General features: G+C 36.8%; 18 protein-coding genes, 1 tRNA gene and 2 pseudogenes. 10 read left to right on the top strand and 11 right to left on the bottom strand.

What is annotated here, in order from left to right; translation table 11 throughout:
- The first annotated feature begins 1 nt into the window (after nt 1).
- Together ACF3OC_RS15250 and cysM are read left to right on the top strand one after the other, a co-directional pair.
- Nucleotides 2-811: a serine O-acetyltransferase gene (locus tag ACF3OC_RS15250; protein WP_141202059.1), complete on the top strand. Its 810-nt coding sequence runs from the start codon at nt 2-4 to the stop codon at nt 809-811.
- Entirely contained in the window at nt 811-1,683 is an 873-nt protein-coding gene (gene cysM, locus ACF3OC_RS15245) for a cysteine synthase CysM (RefSeq protein WP_182499651.1), read from the top strand. The genes ACF3OC_RS15250 and cysM overlap by 1 nt, the downstream gene beginning before the upstream one ends.
- Nucleotides 1,684-1,734: 51 nt before the next feature.
- On the opposite strand, the gene ACF3OC_RS15240 is transcribed toward cysM, so the two are convergent.
- Nucleotides 1,735-2,424, bottom strand: coding sequence for a hypothetical protein (locus ACF3OC_RS15240; protein WP_094256230.1), 690 nt, complete (start codon nt 2,422-2,424; stop codon nt 1,735-1,737).
- A gap of 196 nt (nt 2,425-2,620) precedes the next feature.
- Here ACF3OC_RS15240 and ACF3OC_RS15235 point away from each other — a divergent pair, with 196 nt between their 5' ends.
- The 4 genes from ACF3OC_RS15235 to ACF3OC_RS15220 all read left to right on the top strand — a co-directional run bounded on the left by ACF3OC_RS15235 (nt 2,621) and on the right by ACF3OC_RS15220 (nt 5,516).
- Nucleotides 2,621-4,057, top strand: a complete 1,437-nt coding sequence (locus tag ACF3OC_RS15235; RefSeq protein WP_094256229.1) for a DUF3943 domain-containing protein — start codon at nt 2,621-2,623, stop codon at nt 4,055-4,057.
- Between the two features lie 97 nt (nt 4,058-4,154).
- The gene (locus tag ACF3OC_RS15230) at nt 4,155-4,826 is read left to right on the top strand and encodes a hypothetical protein (RefSeq protein ID WP_094279872.1); all 672 of its coding nucleotides are present in this window, start codon (nt 4,155-4,157) and stop codon (nt 4,824-4,826) included.
- A gap of 50 nt (nt 4,827-4,876) precedes the next feature.
- Nucleotides 4,877-5,245 carry a hypothetical protein gene (locus tag ACF3OC_RS15225; protein ID WP_392469713.1) on the top strand — a complete coding sequence of 123 codons (369 nt, stop codon included), beginning with the start codon at nt 4,877-4,879 and terminating at the stop codon, nt 5,243-5,245.
- A 43-nt stretch (nt 5,246-5,288) separates the two neighbouring features.
- Nucleotides 5,289-5,516: a hypothetical protein gene (locus ACF3OC_RS15220; RefSeq protein ID WP_392469711.1), complete on the top strand. Its 228-nt coding sequence runs from the start codon at nt 5,289-5,291 to the stop codon at nt 5,514-5,516.
- Nucleotides 5,517-5,580: 64 nt separating this feature from the next.
- Here ACF3OC_RS15220 and ACF3OC_RS15215 read toward each other — a convergent pair whose 3' ends face one another.
- Complete coding sequence (locus tag ACF3OC_RS15215; protein ID WP_094256226.1) at nt 5,581-6,915, bottom strand: trigger factor; 1,335 nt, start codon at nt 6,913-6,915, stop codon at nt 5,581-5,583.
- 71 nt (nt 6,916-6,986) lie between these two features.
- Nucleotides 6,987-7,068, bottom strand: a tRNA-Leu gene (locus ACF3OC_RS15210).
- Nucleotides 7,069-7,453: 385 nt separating this feature from the next.
- Here ACF3OC_RS15210 and ACF3OC_RS15205 point away from each other — a divergent pair.
- From ACF3OC_RS15205 to ACF3OC_RS15190, 4 genes are all read left to right on the top strand, one after another.
- On the top strand, nt 7,454-8,077 hold the full coding sequence (locus ACF3OC_RS15205; RefSeq protein ID WP_094279873.1) for a hypothetical protein: 624 nt from the start codon (nt 7,454-7,456) through the stop codon (nt 8,075-8,077).
- 2 nt (nt 8,078-8,079) lie between these two features.
- Nucleotides 8,080-8,376 (top strand): transcriptional regulator, encoded by a 297-nt coding sequence (locus tag ACF3OC_RS15200; protein ID WP_262890314.1) that lies wholly within the window; start codon nt 8,080-8,082, stop codon nt 8,374-8,376.
- A gap of 112 nt (nt 8,377-8,488) precedes the next feature.
- Nucleotides 8,489-9,982, top strand: a complete 1,494-nt coding sequence (gene creD, locus ACF3OC_RS15195; RefSeq protein ID WP_094256222.1) for a cell envelope integrity protein CreD — start codon at nt 8,489-8,491, stop codon at nt 9,980-9,982.
- 138 nt (nt 9,983-10,120) lie between these two features.
- On the top strand, nt 10,121-12,229 hold the full coding sequence (locus ACF3OC_RS15190; RefSeq protein WP_392469707.1) for an alpha/beta fold hydrolase: 2,109 nt from the start codon (nt 10,121-10,123) through the stop codon (nt 12,227-12,229).
- A 119-nt stretch (nt 12,230-12,348) separates the two neighbouring features.
- On the opposite strand, the gene ACF3OC_RS15185 is transcribed toward ACF3OC_RS15190, so the two are convergent.
- The 8 genes and pseudogenes from ACF3OC_RS15185 to ACF3OC_RS15150 all read right to left on the bottom strand — a co-directional run bounded on the left by ACF3OC_RS15185 (nt 12,349) and on the right by ACF3OC_RS15150 (nt 18,207).
- The gene (locus ACF3OC_RS15185) at nt 12,349-13,593 is read right to left on the bottom strand and encodes a DUF255 domain-containing protein (RefSeq protein ID WP_094279876.1); all 1,245 of its coding nucleotides are present in this window, start codon (nt 13,591-13,593) and stop codon (nt 12,349-12,351) included.
- Nucleotides 13,594-13,596: 3 nt separating this feature from the next.
- Nucleotides 13,597-13,821, bottom strand: a complete 225-nt coding sequence (locus ACF3OC_RS15180) for a hypothetical protein (protein ID WP_392469705.1) — start codon at nt 13,819-13,821, stop codon at nt 13,597-13,599.
- Between the two features lie 143 nt (nt 13,822-13,964).
- Nucleotides 13,965-14,051, bottom strand: a pseudogene (locus ACF3OC_RS15175) (IS3 family transposase); the annotation flags it as partial.
- A gap of 15 nt (nt 14,052-14,066) precedes the next feature.
- Nucleotides 14,067-14,720: pseudogene (locus ACF3OC_RS15170) on the bottom strand (IS3 family transposase); the annotation flags it as partial.
- A 356-nt stretch (nt 14,721-15,076) separates the two neighbouring features.
- Nucleotides 15,077-15,310, bottom strand: coding sequence for a helix-turn-helix domain-containing protein (locus ACF3OC_RS15165; RefSeq protein ID WP_094279877.1), 234 nt, complete (start codon nt 15,308-15,310; stop codon nt 15,077-15,079).
- Nucleotides 15,311-15,396: 86 nt separating this feature from the next.
- On the bottom strand, nt 15,397-16,344 hold the full coding sequence (locus tag ACF3OC_RS15160) for an MlaD family protein (RefSeq protein WP_094256217.1): 948 nt from the start codon (nt 16,342-16,344) through the stop codon (nt 15,397-15,399).
- Between the two features lie 54 nt (nt 16,345-16,398).
- Nucleotides 16,399-17,265, bottom strand: a complete 867-nt coding sequence (locus ACF3OC_RS15155; RefSeq protein WP_233449862.1) for an N-acetylmuramoyl-L-alanine amidase — start codon at nt 17,263-17,265, stop codon at nt 16,399-16,401.
- A 48-nt stretch (nt 17,266-17,313) separates the two neighbouring features.
- The gene (locus ACF3OC_RS15150) at nt 17,314-18,207 is read right to left on the bottom strand and encodes an N-acetylmuramoyl-L-alanine amidase (RefSeq protein WP_094256216.1); all 894 of its coding nucleotides are present in this window, start codon (nt 18,205-18,207) and stop codon (nt 17,314-17,316) included.
- Between the last annotated feature and the right edge of the window lie 207 nt (nt 18,208-18,414).

The following is an 18,414-nucleotide window of genomic DNA, read 5'->3' as shown; positions in this document are numbered from 1 at the left end:
CATGGATGATTTTTATCAACATATATATGAGAAACAACAGGCTGTTCAAGATATGCCAAGCAATAAGGCGATTGCCCAATGGGCAGTAGAGCTTTTGCATTTGTTGTTTCCAGAGCGCAATTCAAAACCTTTTAATACTGTTCAAGAGATTGAAGCAGCTTTCAAACAAGCAGAAGCTGATTTGTATTTGTTGTTGTTTAAGACAAAAGCTTGTTCAAGTTGCAATATTAAAAAGATTAGTGAGAAGTTCTTTATTAACCTTCCTTCGATTTATGAACGAATGTTGACCGATGCGGAGGCCATATTGGAAGGCGATCCAGCTGCACAGAGTTTGAATGAGGTCATAAGGACCTATCCTGGTTTTTTGGCTATCAGTATCTATCGATTAGCAAATGAGCTTTGGATTCAAGGGATTCCATTAATTCCACGGATATTGACCGAGTATGCACATTCTAAAACAGGAATAGATATTCATCCGGGGGCATTTATTGATGAATACCTTCATATTGACCATGGAACGGGTATCGTTATCGGCGAGACCTGTAGGATAGGTAAGCATGTGAAATTATATCAAGGAGTAACTTTAGGCGCATTAAGTGTTGAGAAAAACATGGCCAATACACAAAGACATCCTATTATTGAAGATCATGTTATTATTTATGCAGGTGCAACCATCCTGGGGGGAGAAACTATCGTTGGTCACCATTCCGTAATTGGAGGAAATGTTTGGTTAACTAATAGTGTAGATCCCTACACCACAGTTTACCATCAGCCTAATTCTAAATTTATTGACTCAAAACCTATTCTATAATGGCAACTATCATTGATTTAATTGGAAATACACCTATGGTTGAAATCAAGGGATTTCATAATAACCCCAAGGTAAAAATATATGCGAAATTAGAAGGGAATAACCCTGGTGGTTCGGTAAAAGACAGAGCCGCATTAAATATGATCCGTTCAGCCATGGAACGGGGAGAGATCAACAAAGACAGCAAGTTGATAGAGGCTACCAGCGGAAATACAGGAATAGCCTTGGCAATGATTGCGAGCATGTTTGGTCTGGAAATCGAACTGGTTATGCCTTCAACTTCCACAAGAGAAAGGACATTGACGATGGAAGCCTTTGGGGGAAAAGTGACCTTGTTGGAAAACATGGAAGTTAGTCGGGATTATGCCGAGGAAAAAGCAGCAACTGGCGAATATTTTATTTTGAATCAATTTTCAAATCCGGATAACTACGAGGCACATGTGAAAACTACGGGTCCTGAGATATGGAGAGATACGGAAGGAAAGATTACCCATTTTGTGAGTGCTATGGGTACAACCGGTACAATCATGGGTTGTTCAATTTTCCTAAAGGGTCAAAACCCAGATGTTCAGATTGTAGGTTGTCAACCTAATGATGAATCTTCAATTCCTGGGATTCGGAAATGGCCAAAGGAGTATTTACCAAAGATATTTGATGCTTCACGTGTAGATCGTGTTATTGAAATAGACCAGAAGGATGCGGTACAGAGGGCAAGGGAATTAGCGAAAAAAGAAGGGGTTTTTGGGGGGATGAGTTCAGGGGGAGCCTTCCATGCAGCCTTGAAAGTTGCAAATGAGCTTGAAGAAGGCGTGATTGTGTTTATTGTTTGTGATCGCGGAGATCGATATCTGAGTTCGGATCTTTTTGGATAAGAAATAAAAAAGCGGGTTATTTTTAAAAATAACCCGCTTTTTTAAAAATATTTATTTATTGTCTCTCGACCAGATTTCATGAATTGGATCCCCCTTAGAACTAAGACCACTATGATGCCAAGCGCCATCTTTGATTTCTCCATCGAAGGATAGAGAGGCTCCAACGCGGCTATTATCTCTTGAAAAGAATAGGATATTCTCTGTATACTTTTTCCCTTTAAAAGAATAAGTGCCTCCACCAGTTCCGTAAAATCCTTTTTCAGCTGGATTAATGGCTATCCATTGGAAATATCCATCGACTAAAATTTTGATGGTTTTCCGATCTCCACGAGGAATGGTAGACATCTTTTCTTTTTCCATTCTTCCGGTAATTCTCCATAAACCGTCAAGGTCTTGTTTTTTGGCTTTTTGTTTCTGAAAGGTAAGATTGCCCATGCTAATATTTTGGGCATTCAATTGGGCTTCCGTATTCTTTTCTGTTCCCACCTCAGCCGGATTGGCATCATTGTATTCCACCTTTACTTGTATTCCATTGGCATCAGTGCTAAAAGGTCCACCCCAAGTAGAAATGTATTTATTATCCTCATATTGAATATAAGAGCTATAGCCATCCACGAATAGCCATAAATGATTGATATTTCCATCTTTTGCGAGGTATGCTCCATGTAGGGGCTGCTTGGGTTGGGCAATGACTGCAAAGCCCATCAGCAGAATGGCAAAACTTAAAATTAGTCTTTTCATGTTGTGATTCTGTTGGTTAATCCTAAATATAAATAAAACCATTTAAAGGCAAAACTGTTTTTCCAAGGTTGCGGCAATTGTCATAAGGGGGTAGGAATCCCTATTAGAGTTTAAGAATACGGGTTAAAGATTTATTTTTACGCCAAATTAAAATTTTACAGAATTGCAATTAAATCACAGGACACTATTTCTTTTGATGTGGGTTTTTCTTTTATCCATTATCAATTCATTTGGACAGGTTGAAAAGGAGGTTGTTAGAGATACCATTAAGTTTCGGAATGACAGTTTATCCGTTCTTACGGAATCTCCTGATTTTATTAAAGATACCCTGAAATGGGATCTGAATCCAAAAAGAGAAAAGAAGTTTTGGCGAGCAGGAACGCAATGGTTTCTGGCGCAGGCTTTACCTGCCTCCTTTAATAGATTCATCACCAAAGACCCTTATTCATACATAAGCTTTCAGAACTTCTTGGACCATCAACGTTTTAGTGCCTGGGATTGGGATGATAACCAATTTACGACGAATCAGATTGATCACCCATTTCATGGACAGATATATTTCAATGCATTTCGGAGTAATGGATATAACTTTTATCAATCCAGTTTGGCGACGGTAGCAGGAAGCTATATATGGGAGACCGCCGGAGAAACACAACATCCATCGATCAATGATTTGGTGAATACTACCTTTGGGGGGATTTTGATGGGGGAGATGATGCATCGGGTTTCAAGAAATATCTTGGCTAGAAATCGTACGGATCATAACCGGATTGGGAATGAAATTGTGGCTACACTAGTGAATCCAATCAATGGGTTGAATCGATTATTGGATGGGAAGTGGGGAAAGCCGATTGATGATTATTATGGAGCGGATTCATCAAATATTAAAGCGGAGGTTGATTTGGGAATACGAAGGTTTGATGCCAAGGAAGGAGACTTTCTAAATGAAGGGAAAAATGCTTTTTATGGACGATTACGGTTTATCTATAGCAATGGTGAGCATAATTATAAAAGACCATTTGATCAATTCTCGGTCAACCTTGAATTGGGAAATGGGGATAGCTCCTTTATCAATGGGGTGCATGTTCATGCTCTTTTATATGGGGCTAAATTCTTCAAGTCTAAAAAAGGGGATCACTATGGTACCCTGAATGCCCATTATGACTTTTATAATAACGATGCTTTTTTCTATGGTGGGCAGAGCTTGAATTACAATTGGTTGTCTGAGTTCCGGTATAAAAAAGGGAATCGGTTAAATTTAACTGTTGGTGCTGGAGCGGTGATATTGGCTGCGGTACCAGATCCATATTTGTTGTATGGCGCTAGTAGGAACTATAATTATGGCCCAGGTGCATCGTATAGATTTCGTGGGGATTTGATGCTTTTAGATCGATTTATTTTAAGTGCCGATTATAATGGAGGGGTGTTTTTTACTATTTCAGGTACAGATTCATATTATGTTTTGCATGGCTTGAATGTGGAAGCCAGCCTGCGTTTATATAAGCGTTGGTCCATCAATTTGAGTTCAGGATATTTCAATCTTCAGGGGCATTTTTATGATCAGCAATACCCAGATTTCAATAGAGAATACCCTTATGGACGATTGTCGGTGGGTTATAATATTTTCTTTTAGATGAATAAATAATAGTTAAAAAAATTCACAAACAACTATTTTTTTGTTATGAATATTGATTTAATAGTAATATTTTTGCGCTAAAATCAATATCTGTATGAGTAAACAATTACTTAACACTTTAAAAAGAATTGCGGTCTTATTATGTCTAATTCTAAGCAATTCTGTCAATATTTTTGCTCAAGAGCAAGATTCCGTTATTTCCGAAATAACTGAGTTTGAGGGAGACTTTGTCACTCCCACGATGAGCTTGAATTTATCGATTTTGGCACCCTTTTTACACTTTCAATATGAAACACCGTTAGGTCCAAAAACGGTACTAGATGCCAAAGTCGGAATGTTGGCTGGATTTGAATTTGGAAAAGGATCAATTACAATTGATATTAATGAAAATTATCAAAGTGATAGAAATTCATTTCTTCTTGCACCATTAGTATCCGTTGGGGTGAAGCATTTTTATAATATTGAAAAAAGGTATGCAAAAGGAAGAGATATTAGCAATAATGGGGCTAATTATTTTGGTGGAAGGCTTTATGGTTTTTTGCATGGTTGGGAAAGTGAAAGTGTCAACATAAATGGTGTTGTGAGTAAATCGTCAAGATTTAATAATGATGGTGGAGTAGCTTTGGTTGGACTGTGGGGAATGAATAGGCATTTAGGAAGGAATTTCAATTTTAACTTGGAGTTAGGTCCAAGTGTAATTTATGCTTCTAATTCAGGATTATCTCCTTCATTTTGGCTGACAGTAGGATTTTCAAAAACATTTTGACGATTTATGCTGACTAACTCCTTAAATTTTAAGGAGTTTTATTATTCTATATGAGAACTTCTTTATTAATTAACCTGCTTTTTCTACTTGGTTTATCCTTCATTCAAGCGCAAGAAGTTAATTCCAGTGTGATAGACTCTAGCAAATCTTTTGTGGTTGAAAATCATAGCATCCGAGCGAATATCGTAAAGCCTATGTTAGCTTATCAATTTGAAAGGCCCATTTTCTTAAATGGAGTCTTTGAATTACAGGCTGGACTTACCATGGGGGGATTAAGCCGGTTTCATGCTCTTCCTATCGGTGATAAGGACCGTTGGAATCAATATCATAAAACAAGCGTTTTGATGCCAACATGGTCCCTTGCTGTAAAAAAAATATTACGGATTCAAGGTTCGCTCGAGGGATGGTTTGTCGATTAAGCGTAATTCAGCAAATTTCATTGCACTACGCTATTTAGGCTTAATGTCTGGTTGGACATTTGATGTTAGACAAGGAGACTATATAGCCAAAGAAAAGACCTATTTTGATAAAGGAATTGCGACAGGATTTGCTGCTACTTGGGGAATCAATCGGGATATAGGTAAGGGATTTAGTTTCAATTATGAAATGGGACCTATAAGTATGAAAGCTCCTGAAGGGAATTGGGGGTTAGGGCTCTATATAAAAGTTGGATTTTCAAAAAACTTGTAATTAAAAAAGGTTAACGAAGTATTCCGTTAACCTTTTTTAATTTTATAACTAATTCTTGTAATGCTTATTTATCAAGCTTTTCGAATTTGTCGAAGTCAATCTTTTTAGATTTGATTTTCACAGAATCTTTCAATTGATCGAAAACTTTTAAAGCTTTCACTTCTTCGAACAAACGGTTAGCTTGTTCTCTGTCGCCTAATAATTGCATTGCAAATTGTTGCAATTGCTCATCAGTAGGTTCTTCATTGATGTTGTACATTTTGATTTGCGCGTAGATACGTTCTTTTGCTAAATCAACTACTTCATCATATTTAACTTCTAAGTTGTTTGCTGTTACGATACGGTTTTCGATGATCGTCCATTTCAAGTTGTTCAAGAAATCTTCGAAACCTTCTTCGATTTCAGTAGCATCCAAATTAGGGTTAGTTGCTTTTAACCATTTTTTCAAGAAATCCTCAGGGAATTTAGCATCAACTTTATCCATACCGAAAGTATACATATCGTTGCGTAATTTTTGAGCAGAGTTTTGTTTGAATAAGTTTTCAACTTCTTCTCTCACTTTTTCATTGAATTGTTCTTCTGTAGTAACTTCACCAGCAGGGAACAATTTATCGAAAAACTCTTGGTTCAAGTCAGACTCTTCTAATCTATTGATGTTTTTAACAGTCAATTCGAATTTAGTAACGTCTAAGTTTTCAGCTTCATCTTCAGTGATACCTAGAATACGAGCAAGGTCAGCGGTATTAAATGCTTTTTTAACATCTACTTTTACAGCATCATCTTTTTTCAATCCTACCAATGCTTTTTTGATTTTAGCATCTTCAACGATATCCGTACGGATAGAAGTTGTTTTTTCGATACCATCTTCTTTATCTTGTTTCAAAGTAGCGTAAAGTACGTCACCTTCTTCAGAAACTTCAGGATTAGTCATTTTACCATAGCTACGGCGAAGGTTTTTGATACGTTCAGCTAGGGTTGCATCATCTGCTTTAATATCGTATTCCGTGAATTCAGTTTCAGCAGAGAAAGGGATTTCGAATTGAGGGGCAAGGCCGATCTCATAATCGAATTTGAAAGTATCTTTAAAGTCCCAGTTGTATTGTCCGTCTTTATCCTCTTCTTTAGGAAGGGGTTGACCTAATACTTCTAGTTTTTGCTCACCGATGTATTCAGCAATTTTATCATTGATAATTTTGTTGATTTCATCAAATAAGATTGCTTTACCATACATACGTTTAATATGTGCGGTAGGTACCATTCCTGGGCGGAAACCTGGTAATTTAGCTTGTTTTGCTTGGTCTTTAATTGCTTTATCAACCTGTGGATTATAGTCCTCAGGCGCTATTTCCACTTGGATATTAGCGTTGATGTCATCAATGTTTTGGTGTGAAATATTCATACTCTTTTTTTAGCTTTTCGCAATTAATAAAAAAAGTCCTCCTGATTTTTCGTTTTCAGGAGGACATCAAGTGCGGAAGAAGGGACTCGAACCCCCACGCCTCGCGGCGCCAGATCCTAAGTCTGGTGCGGCTACCAATTACGCCACTTCCGCAGTTAGGATTTTATTGAGCCACAAAGATAGAAACCAAACCTATATATGTCAAGTGTTTTCTTTTAATTTTTAATACTTTTTATGTAACTGTTTGTTTTTTAACTGCCTAATTTTTTAAATAAGCGAATTGAGGGGACTTTAAATGGGGATTTGGGGCTGATATTGTTCAAAATGGAAGGATTTTGAGCTGGGTTAGGTTTATTTTTCAGGAAAGAATTATTACTACAACGTGTAAAAATGTACTTATTAATTTGGTTATTATCGGGGATGGAGGGTATTTGGAGAATAATTAGGTTAGAATAAGGACCATTGAGGAGAAAAAAAATAAAAAAAATATTTGTTTGGATACTTTTTTCTTCTTTACTTTGAAACACAAAGTACTTTTATGGAGCAGAAAGATATCTTAAAGGAAATAGGTCAAATCCGTTCGATGATGGAGAAATCATCGAAGTTTATGTCTATTAGTGGACTATCGGGAGTTTTGATAGGTTGTTTAGCCTTATTGGGTTCAGTTGCCGCTTATTTTGTCGTATATGGGACTAAGAGTGAATTTGGCTACCGTGATTACTACGTTCTGGATGAGGCCATATTATGGAAATTAATCATCATTGCATTTTTGGTTTTGTTTATTTCAATTGCGGTAGGAGTGAGCATGGCTAAGTCCAAGGCTAAGAAATCAGGGCAAAGTATCTGGAATCCAACAAGCAAAGCCTTATTAAAGGCAATGGCTATTCCGTTGGTTACTGGAGGATTATTTTCCATTATATTACTTAGCAAGGGAATTTTTGGATTAATCGCCTCTACCTTACTGATTTTTTATGGATTGTCATTAGCGGCAGCGAGTGTTTTTACCTTTCGAGAAGTAAGGGTACTTGGGATTTTGGAAATTGTATTAGGCTTGTTAGCTTTGGCCTTCCCTGGATATGGCGTTGTTTTTTGGGCATTAGGCTTTGGCGTACTACATATCATTTACGGGTTAATTGTCCATAAAAAGTACGAAAGAAAGTGAGTTTGGATTTAACATTATATGATAAGGTTTTTGAAAATCGGGTAAGGCTTCAGATCATGAGTATCTTGATGGCCAACGAGTCCTATGATTTCAATTCATTGAAGGAATTGTTGGAAGTTACAGATGGTAATCTAGCCTCAAATTTAAAGAATCTTGAAAAGGAGGGCTATATTTTGGTCACGAAGACCTTTATAGATCGAAAACCGAATACAAGTTATAGTAAAACAGATGTAGGCGCTAAAGCATTTGAAAATCATATCATTGCCTTGGAAAGTTTAATCAAGCAACAGTATAAATAATATTTTTTTTGCGCCTCCACTTTGAAACACAAAGTACTTTATGGATAAATAAATTAAATCAACAATCATTAGATAAAAAAATAACAAAAACTACAAGTAAACACTATTAAACATGGAAAATAATTCAATTAACGAAGGCAAGGAGAACAGTTCTCAAAAGACCTTTATGGAAAAAGTTGGGTCATCCCTAATTGTCAAGATCTTTATCATTTTCTTTTTAATGTTGATCCTATTGATTCCTTTGGGATTAATTGGGGATTTGATTTCGGAGCGTAATACGAGAGAGGAGAGTGTTTCTACAGAGATAGCGAGAAAATGGGGGATGGATCAAGTTGTAGCAAGTCCCATCATTGCTGTACCGTATGAAGTCGTTAGAGAGCGGATGAAAAGTAACGATGATGGTTCGGGTGTTAGTACCTTAGTGACGACTGTTGTCACAGAATATGCATTCTTAATGGCAGACCAAGCACAGATTTCTGCGACAGTTGAGCCCCAACCATTAAAGCGAGGAATTTATCAAGCTATTGTTTATAATTCCAAGATTAATATAAAAGGGAACTTTAGGTCATTTGATTTAAGTAAGTTAAAAGTTGAACCTAATGAATTGAAATGGAATCAGGCTAAATTGATTTTTGGGATACAGGACTTAAAAGGATTATCCGCGAGTCCAACCTTTAAATGGGATGGGAAGAGCATTGAAATGGGGAAGTATGATTTAGAAATTGATTTATTCCCCCAAAATTTAACAGTTGACATCCCATTGGAAGGGAATGAATCCTTGAACAAGCCATTTGAAATAAATTTTGATCTAAAAGGTTCTAAATCTTTGAACTTCTTACCATTGGCAAAAAACACCAAGATCAATGCCTCAGGTAATTGGGCTAACCCAAGTTTTAATGGTAATTTTTTACCAGATGAGCGCGAGGTAAATTCCACATTCAAGGCAAGTTGGAATATTCCAGACTTTAGCAGGAAACAAGCTCAACAATGGACAGGAGAACCTTATAGTATTTATACATATCAAGGGATCGATCTATCGGGTGAAGATGCGCATCCTAGGGATTATGTTGGTCCAGGTATGCCAGAGCCAAGGGTTGCCGGCACTGGCAATCAGCTGACCTCCACCGATTATGATATGGTTCAGGTAAATTTCTTACCACAGGTTGATAACTATCAGAAAACAACCCGAGTGACTAAGTATGGCGCTTTGGTGATCGCGTTGACCTTTGTATCACTTGTTTTCATGGAGATTATCAAAAAACAACGAGTACACATCATTCAATATGTATTAATAGGTTTTGCTATGGTTCTATTCTATGCGTTATTATTGGCAATTTCGGAGCATATTGGATTTAATTTTGCATATTTAATTGCAGCTATCGCAACAATTGTCTTGATTTCATCGTTTATTAAAGCAATTACCAAGGATTTGAAATCAGCCTTGAATTTTGCAGCCATATTAGCCCTATTCTATAGTTTTATTTTCGTACTGCTTCAACTTCGCGACTATTCGTTAATTGTAGGAACCATTGGTTTATTCATCATCTTGGCGGTATTAATGAAAATCTCAACAAAAATTAACTGGTATCAATTTGAAAAGCAATGATAAGGTTAAATAGAACATCAATAAGAATGTATCTCACCAGCATCTGGCTATTATTTTGGAAAGTCAGTCGTGGAAATTAGGTATTGATTTCGATTTGCCTGTCAACTTTAGTAAATTGGCGGGCAAATCGTTTTTAATATGCATAAGATATCATGGATTGGAGCACTCTTATTGATCATTAATATGGTTATTGCACAAGAAGGAAAAGAAGTTCCCCAAAAGGTGGAGCGACCAAAAGTAGAGAATCGAGTTAGACGTTCGGGAAATGTGGAACCTTTGAGTCCTAAAATGCTTTGGGAATTGGGTAGAGTAAGTGGAGAAGGGCTATCAGCAGATGGAACTCAATTAATTTACGGAGTATCGAATTATGAATTCGACGCAAACAAATCGGAGAAGAACCTTTTTGTTATTCCTGTAAAAGGAGGAGTTGCCAAACAATTCACTTCCGAAGCTGGTGGAGAATCTGTTTTAAAGGTTGAGGGAGATGATGTGCTGTATATGTTCAGTGGACAAATCTGGAAGAAAAACCTAAAAGATGGAAACTCTGTACAGTTAACGAATTATGAAGGTGGTTTAGAAAATGTAAAAATTTCACCTGATGGGAAACACATTCTGTTTAGCAAGCAAGTCTTGGTGAAAGATTACCATAGCACTGATAAATATAAGGATTTACCTAAATCAAATGTATATATCTACGATAATTTGGATTATAGACATTGGGATACCTGGAATGATGGCAAATTCAATCATCCATTTGTTGCCAGTTATGAGAATGGGAAAATAGGAGAGGCTAAAGACCTGTTGGGTGCTGAGCCATTTTATTCTCCTACGATGCCATTTGGTGGGGCTGAGGACTTTGCATGGACGCCAGATAGCAAGGCTGTTCTATATGTATGTAAGAAGAAATTTGGGACAGAGTATGCTCAGAGTACCAATACGGATATTTACCGATATGAATTAGCTTCGGGTCAAACCAGTAATCTTACTGAAGGAATGAATGGGTATGACAATAACCCGAATTTCAGTCCGGATGGAAAATTGATGAGCTGGATGAGTATGAAAACTGAAGGCTATGAATCGGATAAAAACGATATCTATATCAGCGAACCATCAACTGGAATCAAATTGAATATGACTGCTCATTGGGATGGTACAATCAATTCCTATACTTGGAGCAAGGATAATAAGAAAATTTACTTTTTAGCACCTACTGAAGGTACAGTTCAGATTTTTGAATTGCTTATTCCTAGTAATCTTAAAAATAGAGCATTGCCAATCATCAATAAGATATCAAATGGTGAATTCGATATCAATGGGATTGTAGGTGAAACTAAGGATGGATTGGTTGTTACTTTATCTAAAATGACTCGTGCAAATGAGGTTTATCATTATGCATTTAAGTCCAAAAAATTAAATCCGATAACGACTGTGAATGATCAATTGTACAGTAAGGTCGCTGATACCAAAGTAGAAAGTAGAGTAACGAAAGCTACCGACGGTGAGGATTTATTTTCATGGGTTATTTATCCCCCTAATTTTGATCCAAGCAAAAAGTATCCAACCCTTTTGTTTTGTCAAGGAGGTCCACAAGGAGCAGTTACTCAATCGTATTCCTTCCGTTGGAACTTTCAATTATTGGCATCGCAAGGCTATATAGTCATTGCACCAAACCGACGTGGTATGCCAGGATGGGGCGTAAAGTGGAATGAGCAAATCTCTAAGGATTGGGGAGGCCAAGCGATCAACGATTATCTATCGGCGATTGATGATCTTTCCAAGGAATCTTATGTTGATAAAGAAAAGATTGGAGCTGTTGGAGCAAGTTATGGAGGATATTCTGTATTTCAATTAGCAGGAGTACATGAAGGAAGGTTTAAATCATTTATCTCCCATTGTGGCTTATTTGATATGAAGTCTTGGTATGGAACTACAGAAGAGTTGTTTTTTGCAAACTATGAATTGGGTGGACCTTATTGGGATAAAGCGAATGAAAAGACCTATACTCAATTCAATCCGAGTACTTTAGTTGAGAAATGGGATACTCCTATTTTGATATTTCAAGGAGGGAAAGATTATAGAGTTCCGATAGGACAAGGTTTAGAGGCCTTCCAAGCTGCTCAAATTAGAGGGGTTAAAAGTAGGCTAGTTTATTTACCAGACGAGAACCATTGGGTTCTTTCGGGCCATAACGCACAAGTGTGGCAACGAGAATTTTTCGGATGGTTAAATGAAACCTTGAATAAATAATAAAAAACTAAAAAAATAAAGAAGCCGATTCAATTGAATCGGCTTTTTGAATGTATAGGAACAAGATTTTATTTTGGGTCTTATATCTTGTTTTACATTCTTTACTTAATAAACAACATTTAAAGAATATCGTCACCTTTCTTCATCAGGTCCAATTTTTCATTGAAATTGAATAATTGACCTTCATCTGCAGATTCAATTGCTTTTTTGATTATTTCAATCCCTTTATCATGCTCCCCGATTTTATAAGTTAGGAGGGCATAATTATAGAGGTGTTGCGGATTGTCGGTTTGCTCAAAAGCATCTTTTGACCAATTCAGCATGTTTTTGATAAAATCGATGTCTGTGAAGTTTTTAGCTAGTACACCCACATATTCCATTTTCATTTTGTTACTGATGGTTCCATCATATTTTTTGATGTAATTTTTCAATGCTGGGATATAATCTTCCATCAGGAAACCATTTTTATAGAAGTTCAACTTGATGAAGTCGAGGATTTCGGTTTTATGTTCGGGGTATTTGGTTGCCAAAGAGTCTTCAAAGACAGACCAGTCTTGTTTATTATTCAGGATATAATATCCCATTGGAGATTTGCGGCCGAGCTTGTTTTCGGCATCTTCAAAATTTATTATTCCTCGGTATAGATCCTCGGCCACTACTTCTCCTAAAAGATTATTTATTTTTTTAGCTTGGTTTAACAAGATTGGAAATCCAGAATCTTTCGAAGAACGCGTTACATCCATGATAACTTTTGCTTCGGCATTAGATTGTACATCTGGGTTCATTGCCAAATAAGCTTGAATAAGTTCTTGTTTATCTTCAGGCTCAGCTTCCATGGAAGCGTTCAATAATAATTTAAGGACCTGGACATCAATTTTATTCTCCTTATATCGTTCTCTCAACGTATAATATTGAGAGTCTGGATCCTGAATTTTCTTCAACAGGTTTAGAAAATTTGGGATATCTCTTTTACCATAAGCTTTGTGAACAATTTCGCCTTGAGGGCTAAAGAATAAATAGCAAGGATAACCATCTACCTCATATTTTTTGGCGAATTCCTTACTTAAGTTCATCCAATCTTTTTTGATTTTATTTGCTTTAGGATCATCATCAAATTGAACCTGAACTGTTACAAAATGTTGGTTGCTATATTCACCAATCTTGCTGTCTGTAAATACCTGTTGTTCCATAATTTTACAAGGAACACACCAAGAGGTATAGCAATCGATCATGATGTATTTGTTTTCAGCCTTAGCTTTGGCTTTAACTTCTTGCCAATTGAGGTTATTATTAAATGAAATTCCTTTTTCTTGGGCACATAATAGAGTAGGGAGTAAGCATAAAAGAAGAATGATCTGTCTCATAAGTTATTGGATTAATTGTTGCAAAGGACGTACGGAAATAGCATTTTTCATGACCATTTGTTGTTTATTATCTGCATTTCCAGAAGAAGGAATGGTTTGGGTTGATGATACGACACCAGCAAGATTTCCATTTTGGGAAAGGATAGGGGCGCCACTTGATCCAACCGCATAATCCGCACTTACAGTCATTCTGTATTGGCGTATTCCGGGCATTCTAGGATTTAACATCAGGCTATTTTTATTGACAATGCCTTCGCTTAGATAATAGTATATATGGTCAGGATGTGAAATTATTAAAACATGTTCTCCAGGAAGTAATACTGGACCCAAAAGATTGACATGACCCCAAAAAGTTGGACGGATTAACAAAATTAAGTTTTTTCTAGCAGAGCTCGGTATTCCACCGGGCTCTTTCCATTTAATCTGTTTTTTATTCTTTTATTGTTGTAATAGTAGAAGTATTCTTTTACTGATTAGATAAACTCGTCGGCTGTCTCAAGGCTTTGTGAGTATAGTAATTCTGTCTTTAAGATTGCAAAAAAGTTTTCGGCCACGGCATTATCTAAACAATTCCCTTTTCTGGACATGCTCTGTATAATACCTTGTTTTTCTAAAGCCTTTCGGTATCCATAATGCTGATATTGCCAGCCTTGATCAGAGTGAAAAATAAGCCCCTTTGTATCTTTAGTTTTATCAAAAGCCTTATTTAACATCTCTTCTATCATCATCATGTTCGGGCTTTTTGAGATACTATAGGAGATTACTTCTCCATTGAACATGTCAAGTATCGGAGATAGGTAGATCTTCTGGCCTTTGATGTTTACCTCAGTAACATCTGTAGCCCATTTCTGATTGGGCGAACTTGCCTTGAAATTCCTTTCCTGTATATTGGGAGCAATTTTACCAACTTCCCCTTTGTATGAGCGATAGCGGACTTTCCTGATTTTACATTTCAGGTCCAATGTTCCCATTAGTCTTTGAACAGTCTTATGGTTTATATGATAATCCAAGTTCTTCATGTCGGCTGTTACCCGTCGATATCCATATCTACCTTTGTGCAGGTGATATATGCGTATGACCTCTTCCTTTTCTTTCTTGTATTTATCTCTACTATTCAGGCGTTTGAGATGATAATAAAATACCTAACGAGCCATCTGTTTACAATCCAATAGAATTGAAATATCATGTTCAGACCTTAGTTCTTCGATGGCTTTTGCCCATTCATGCGTTCGCGGGCTTCTCTTTCCTTGACTAAGGCCGTGACTTTTTTTTATAATGCAATCTCGGCTCGTAAACGAGTGTTCTCCGCCTGGAGCTTCTCTAGTTCTGTTTCAGGCTCATGCTTCTTTGATTTACTCATATCTTTAGGCGGTCCTCCACGATTTTTTTGTTGATGTAATACAGCATACCCATGGACCCGTACCAATTTCACCCAGCTCTCTAAAGCACTCTTGCTTACTCCATACTGTAGAACAACCTGTACTTAAGGTACTTCTTTTTCTAGAATAGTCCTTACAATTTCTTCTTTGAAATCAGCCGTGGCTGGGACATTAGGCTGCTTGAGTAGCCCTCTTTCACCATAAAGATTATACTTCCGAACCCATTCCAATATCATGACTTTGCTGATACGGAGTTCGCGGGATATGCGCAGTATCGACTTCCCGCTTTCCACTTGAGAAACGATTTCTAGTTTCTCCTCAAAGGTGTGATTTGACATAAATAATGAACCCCAAAAGTTTTTGTATAACTTTTGGGGTTCACTTCACACATATTGGAGCCTTTAATATTTTGTCTAAATATTTTTTATTTGGTGTCTTTTTTGCCAAATATGGAGATTTTAAGGTATTTACCTGGGTTTTCTTTAAGATCTTTCACCAATTGATCTAAGTTTTCAGATGCATTAGTTAAATTATTATATAATTTTTCATCATGTATCAATTGGCTCAATGAACCATCTCCAGTATTTATTTTATTGGTGATTTCAAGGACATCTTTCATTGCTTTATTGGCGTTGTCAACCGTTGCTTTGATTTCAGTTTTTGACAGGTCATCAGAAAGAGTATCCAAGTTATTCAAGATGGAATTGATCTTCGCATTATTGTTTTTGAAGTTCATGGTGATAGATTCCATATTGGAAAGGATATTACTCAAGCGATTTTTCTCAGCACCCATCAAACCATCTACATCACCTGTAATTTTTTCAAGGTTTTTCAAGGATACAGAAATACTATGAACGGAGCTTTTGAAATCACGTTGGAAGTTATCATCCAATACGCTGTTTACACCAGAAAGAACTGAATCTAGTTTTACAACTAAATTTTCTATTTTCTTTTGGAGGGGTTCGACTTTCTCCATCAGGTTTGCTTGAACATCTGATAGGAGGGGGTCACCATTTCTGGCCATGGTGGTGCTGTTTCCTAATTCAAAAACGATAGCTTTACTTCCCAAGAGGTCAGCACTTACAATTCGGGCTACCGTATTTGAGGGGATATCATAATCATTTTTGATTTTGAATTCGGTTCTTATTTTACCGTTAGGTTGTAACGTTAGTTTGGATACACGGCCAATTTGAAATCCACTGACAAGAACAGGCTTGGATACGGCAAGACCATCAACATTGTCGTATTCGGTATAAAAAGTATTTTCGCTGCTGAAAACGTTGTTCCCTTTGAGGAAACTGTAACCAATAAATAAAATGGCAATAGCAATACTTGTTAGTGCCCCGACCTTAGTTTCATTAGATATCTTCAAAATTTCCCGATTTAAGTATTTTTACTTTGTTCTTAGCGCCAATTTAATAAAATTTTATTTTTCTATGCTTTTTCTGTAGGTATTTATAGCATTAAATAAATCGGTGACAATTGATTCCTGACCAGCCGATGACATCATGAATCTTTCTTCGTCAGGATTGGAAATAAATCCAATTTCTGTTAATACTGCTGGCATCCCTGCTGTTGCAAGTACTGCCAAAGATTGTTCTTTCACTCCACGGTCAGTACGACTAGAACCAGCAAACTGATCTTGCATATAGGAAGCAAGTCGGATACTTTGCTCTCTAAATTTTCTTTTCATCAAAGAGAATACGATATAGGTTGAAGGATCCTTAGGATCAAAACCACCATAGTTCTCCTTATAGTTTTCCTCCATTAGGATTGATGCGTTTTCACGAATTGCGACATCTTGGTCACCCGTACGGCTAAAACCCAATACTAGGGTTTCAGTACCTTTAGCAGAAGTATTCAAGACACGCTGCGTAACATAACGTCCTCTACTGTTTTTTACTCTTCTACTCGTGGCACCACCAGAATTACAGTGAATAGAGATAAATAAGTCAGCATGATGCTTATTGGCTAGAGCAGGACGCTCATAAAGCTTAGGATAAACATCTGTTTTTCTGGTATAAACAACTTTAATCCCTGGGAATTCCTTTTCGATTTTCTTACCCAGCTTCAACGCCACTTGTAATGCGATATCTTTTTCTTTTGATTGCCGACCAACGGCTCCGGAGTCATGTCCACCATGTCCAGGGTCTAAGACGATAGTTTTTAATTTTCTAGGACTCCCACCTTGATCATTCTGTAAATCTACAGGCTTGAAACTTGCTAAAACTACTACTGATACGCAAGTCAATACCAGTCCAATCCTCCCAAAAATCGTTTTACTTTTAATCAAATTCTTCAATTTCTCTTTTCGTTTCAATTATCCTAACAAATTCTATTCCTATTGTAAGCCGGAATTCGCTTTATACGATTTTATGGCATCCACAAGGTTACCCACAATCTGGTTTTGTCCTTCATCTGAAACCATGAATTTTTCCTCATCAGGATTAGAGATAAATCCGATTTCAGTTAATACCGCAGGCATTGCAGCAGATGCTAACACGGCAAGTGAAAGTTCCTGAACCCCTCTGTTTTGACGACCTTTTTTTACATACTCATCTTGAATATAAGTTGCAAATCGAATGCTTTTATCGCGATAAGTTCTTTTCATCAAGGAGAAAATAATATAAGTAGAGGGGTCATTAGGGTCGAAACCGCCATAATTCTCTTGATAATTTTCTTCAAATAAAATATCGGCATTTTCACGAACAGCGACTTCCGATTCACCTCTTTGTAAACGATTGAAACCACATACGAATGTTTCAGTACCACTAACGCCAGGATTTCTCACGGTTTGGGTTACATATCGTCCATTCTTTCCTTTCACCCGACGGTCTACATCAGCAGAGTTACAGTGGATAGATATAAATAAATCAGCATGGTTTTTATTTGCAAGAGCTGTCCTTTCATGAAAAGGAACATCGACATCCGTTTCGCGGGTCAGTAAGGCTTTTACACCAGGCATCTCTTTTTCAATTGCTTCTTTCAATCGTTTTCCGACTTGAAGGGTAATATCTTTTTCAACCGATATTCTTCCCCTTGCTCCAGGCAGGTTTCCACCATGTCCAGGATCTATAACGACCAACTTAAATGTTTTATTCTTTTGGGTTTGTTGAGAGGGTTCCGTTTCTTGATTTTTCTTTTCAGTAGATTGAACCATACCGCTTAAGAAAAACAAGGGTAGGAATATAGCTACTAATGAAATAGAATTTTTTATGGATTTATTGAAATTCATAGTTAACGTTATTATTTTAGTCCCGTCAATAGCATAGTTAAAGTAAACTGTTAAATATGATTAACTTTATGAAAAACCTAATCTTTGTTATTGTTTTTTGACTATTTTTGCCAACAAGAGTTTAAAATTAGCACAAAAATAACATTCATATTTCATTTTGAAGGCCTTAAGTTGTTTTTTCCTTTCCTTTCTGTTTTTTTTTATTGG

Source organism: Sphingobacterium cellulitidis (assembly GCF_043187465.1).
Taxonomy (GTDB): domain Bacteria; phylum Bacteroidota; class Bacteroidia; order Sphingobacteriales; family Sphingobacteriaceae; genus Sphingobacterium; species Sphingobacterium cellulitidis.
The sequence above is the reverse complement of the archived record's forward strand: the minus strand, read 5'-3'. Positions and strand labels throughout refer to the sequence as shown.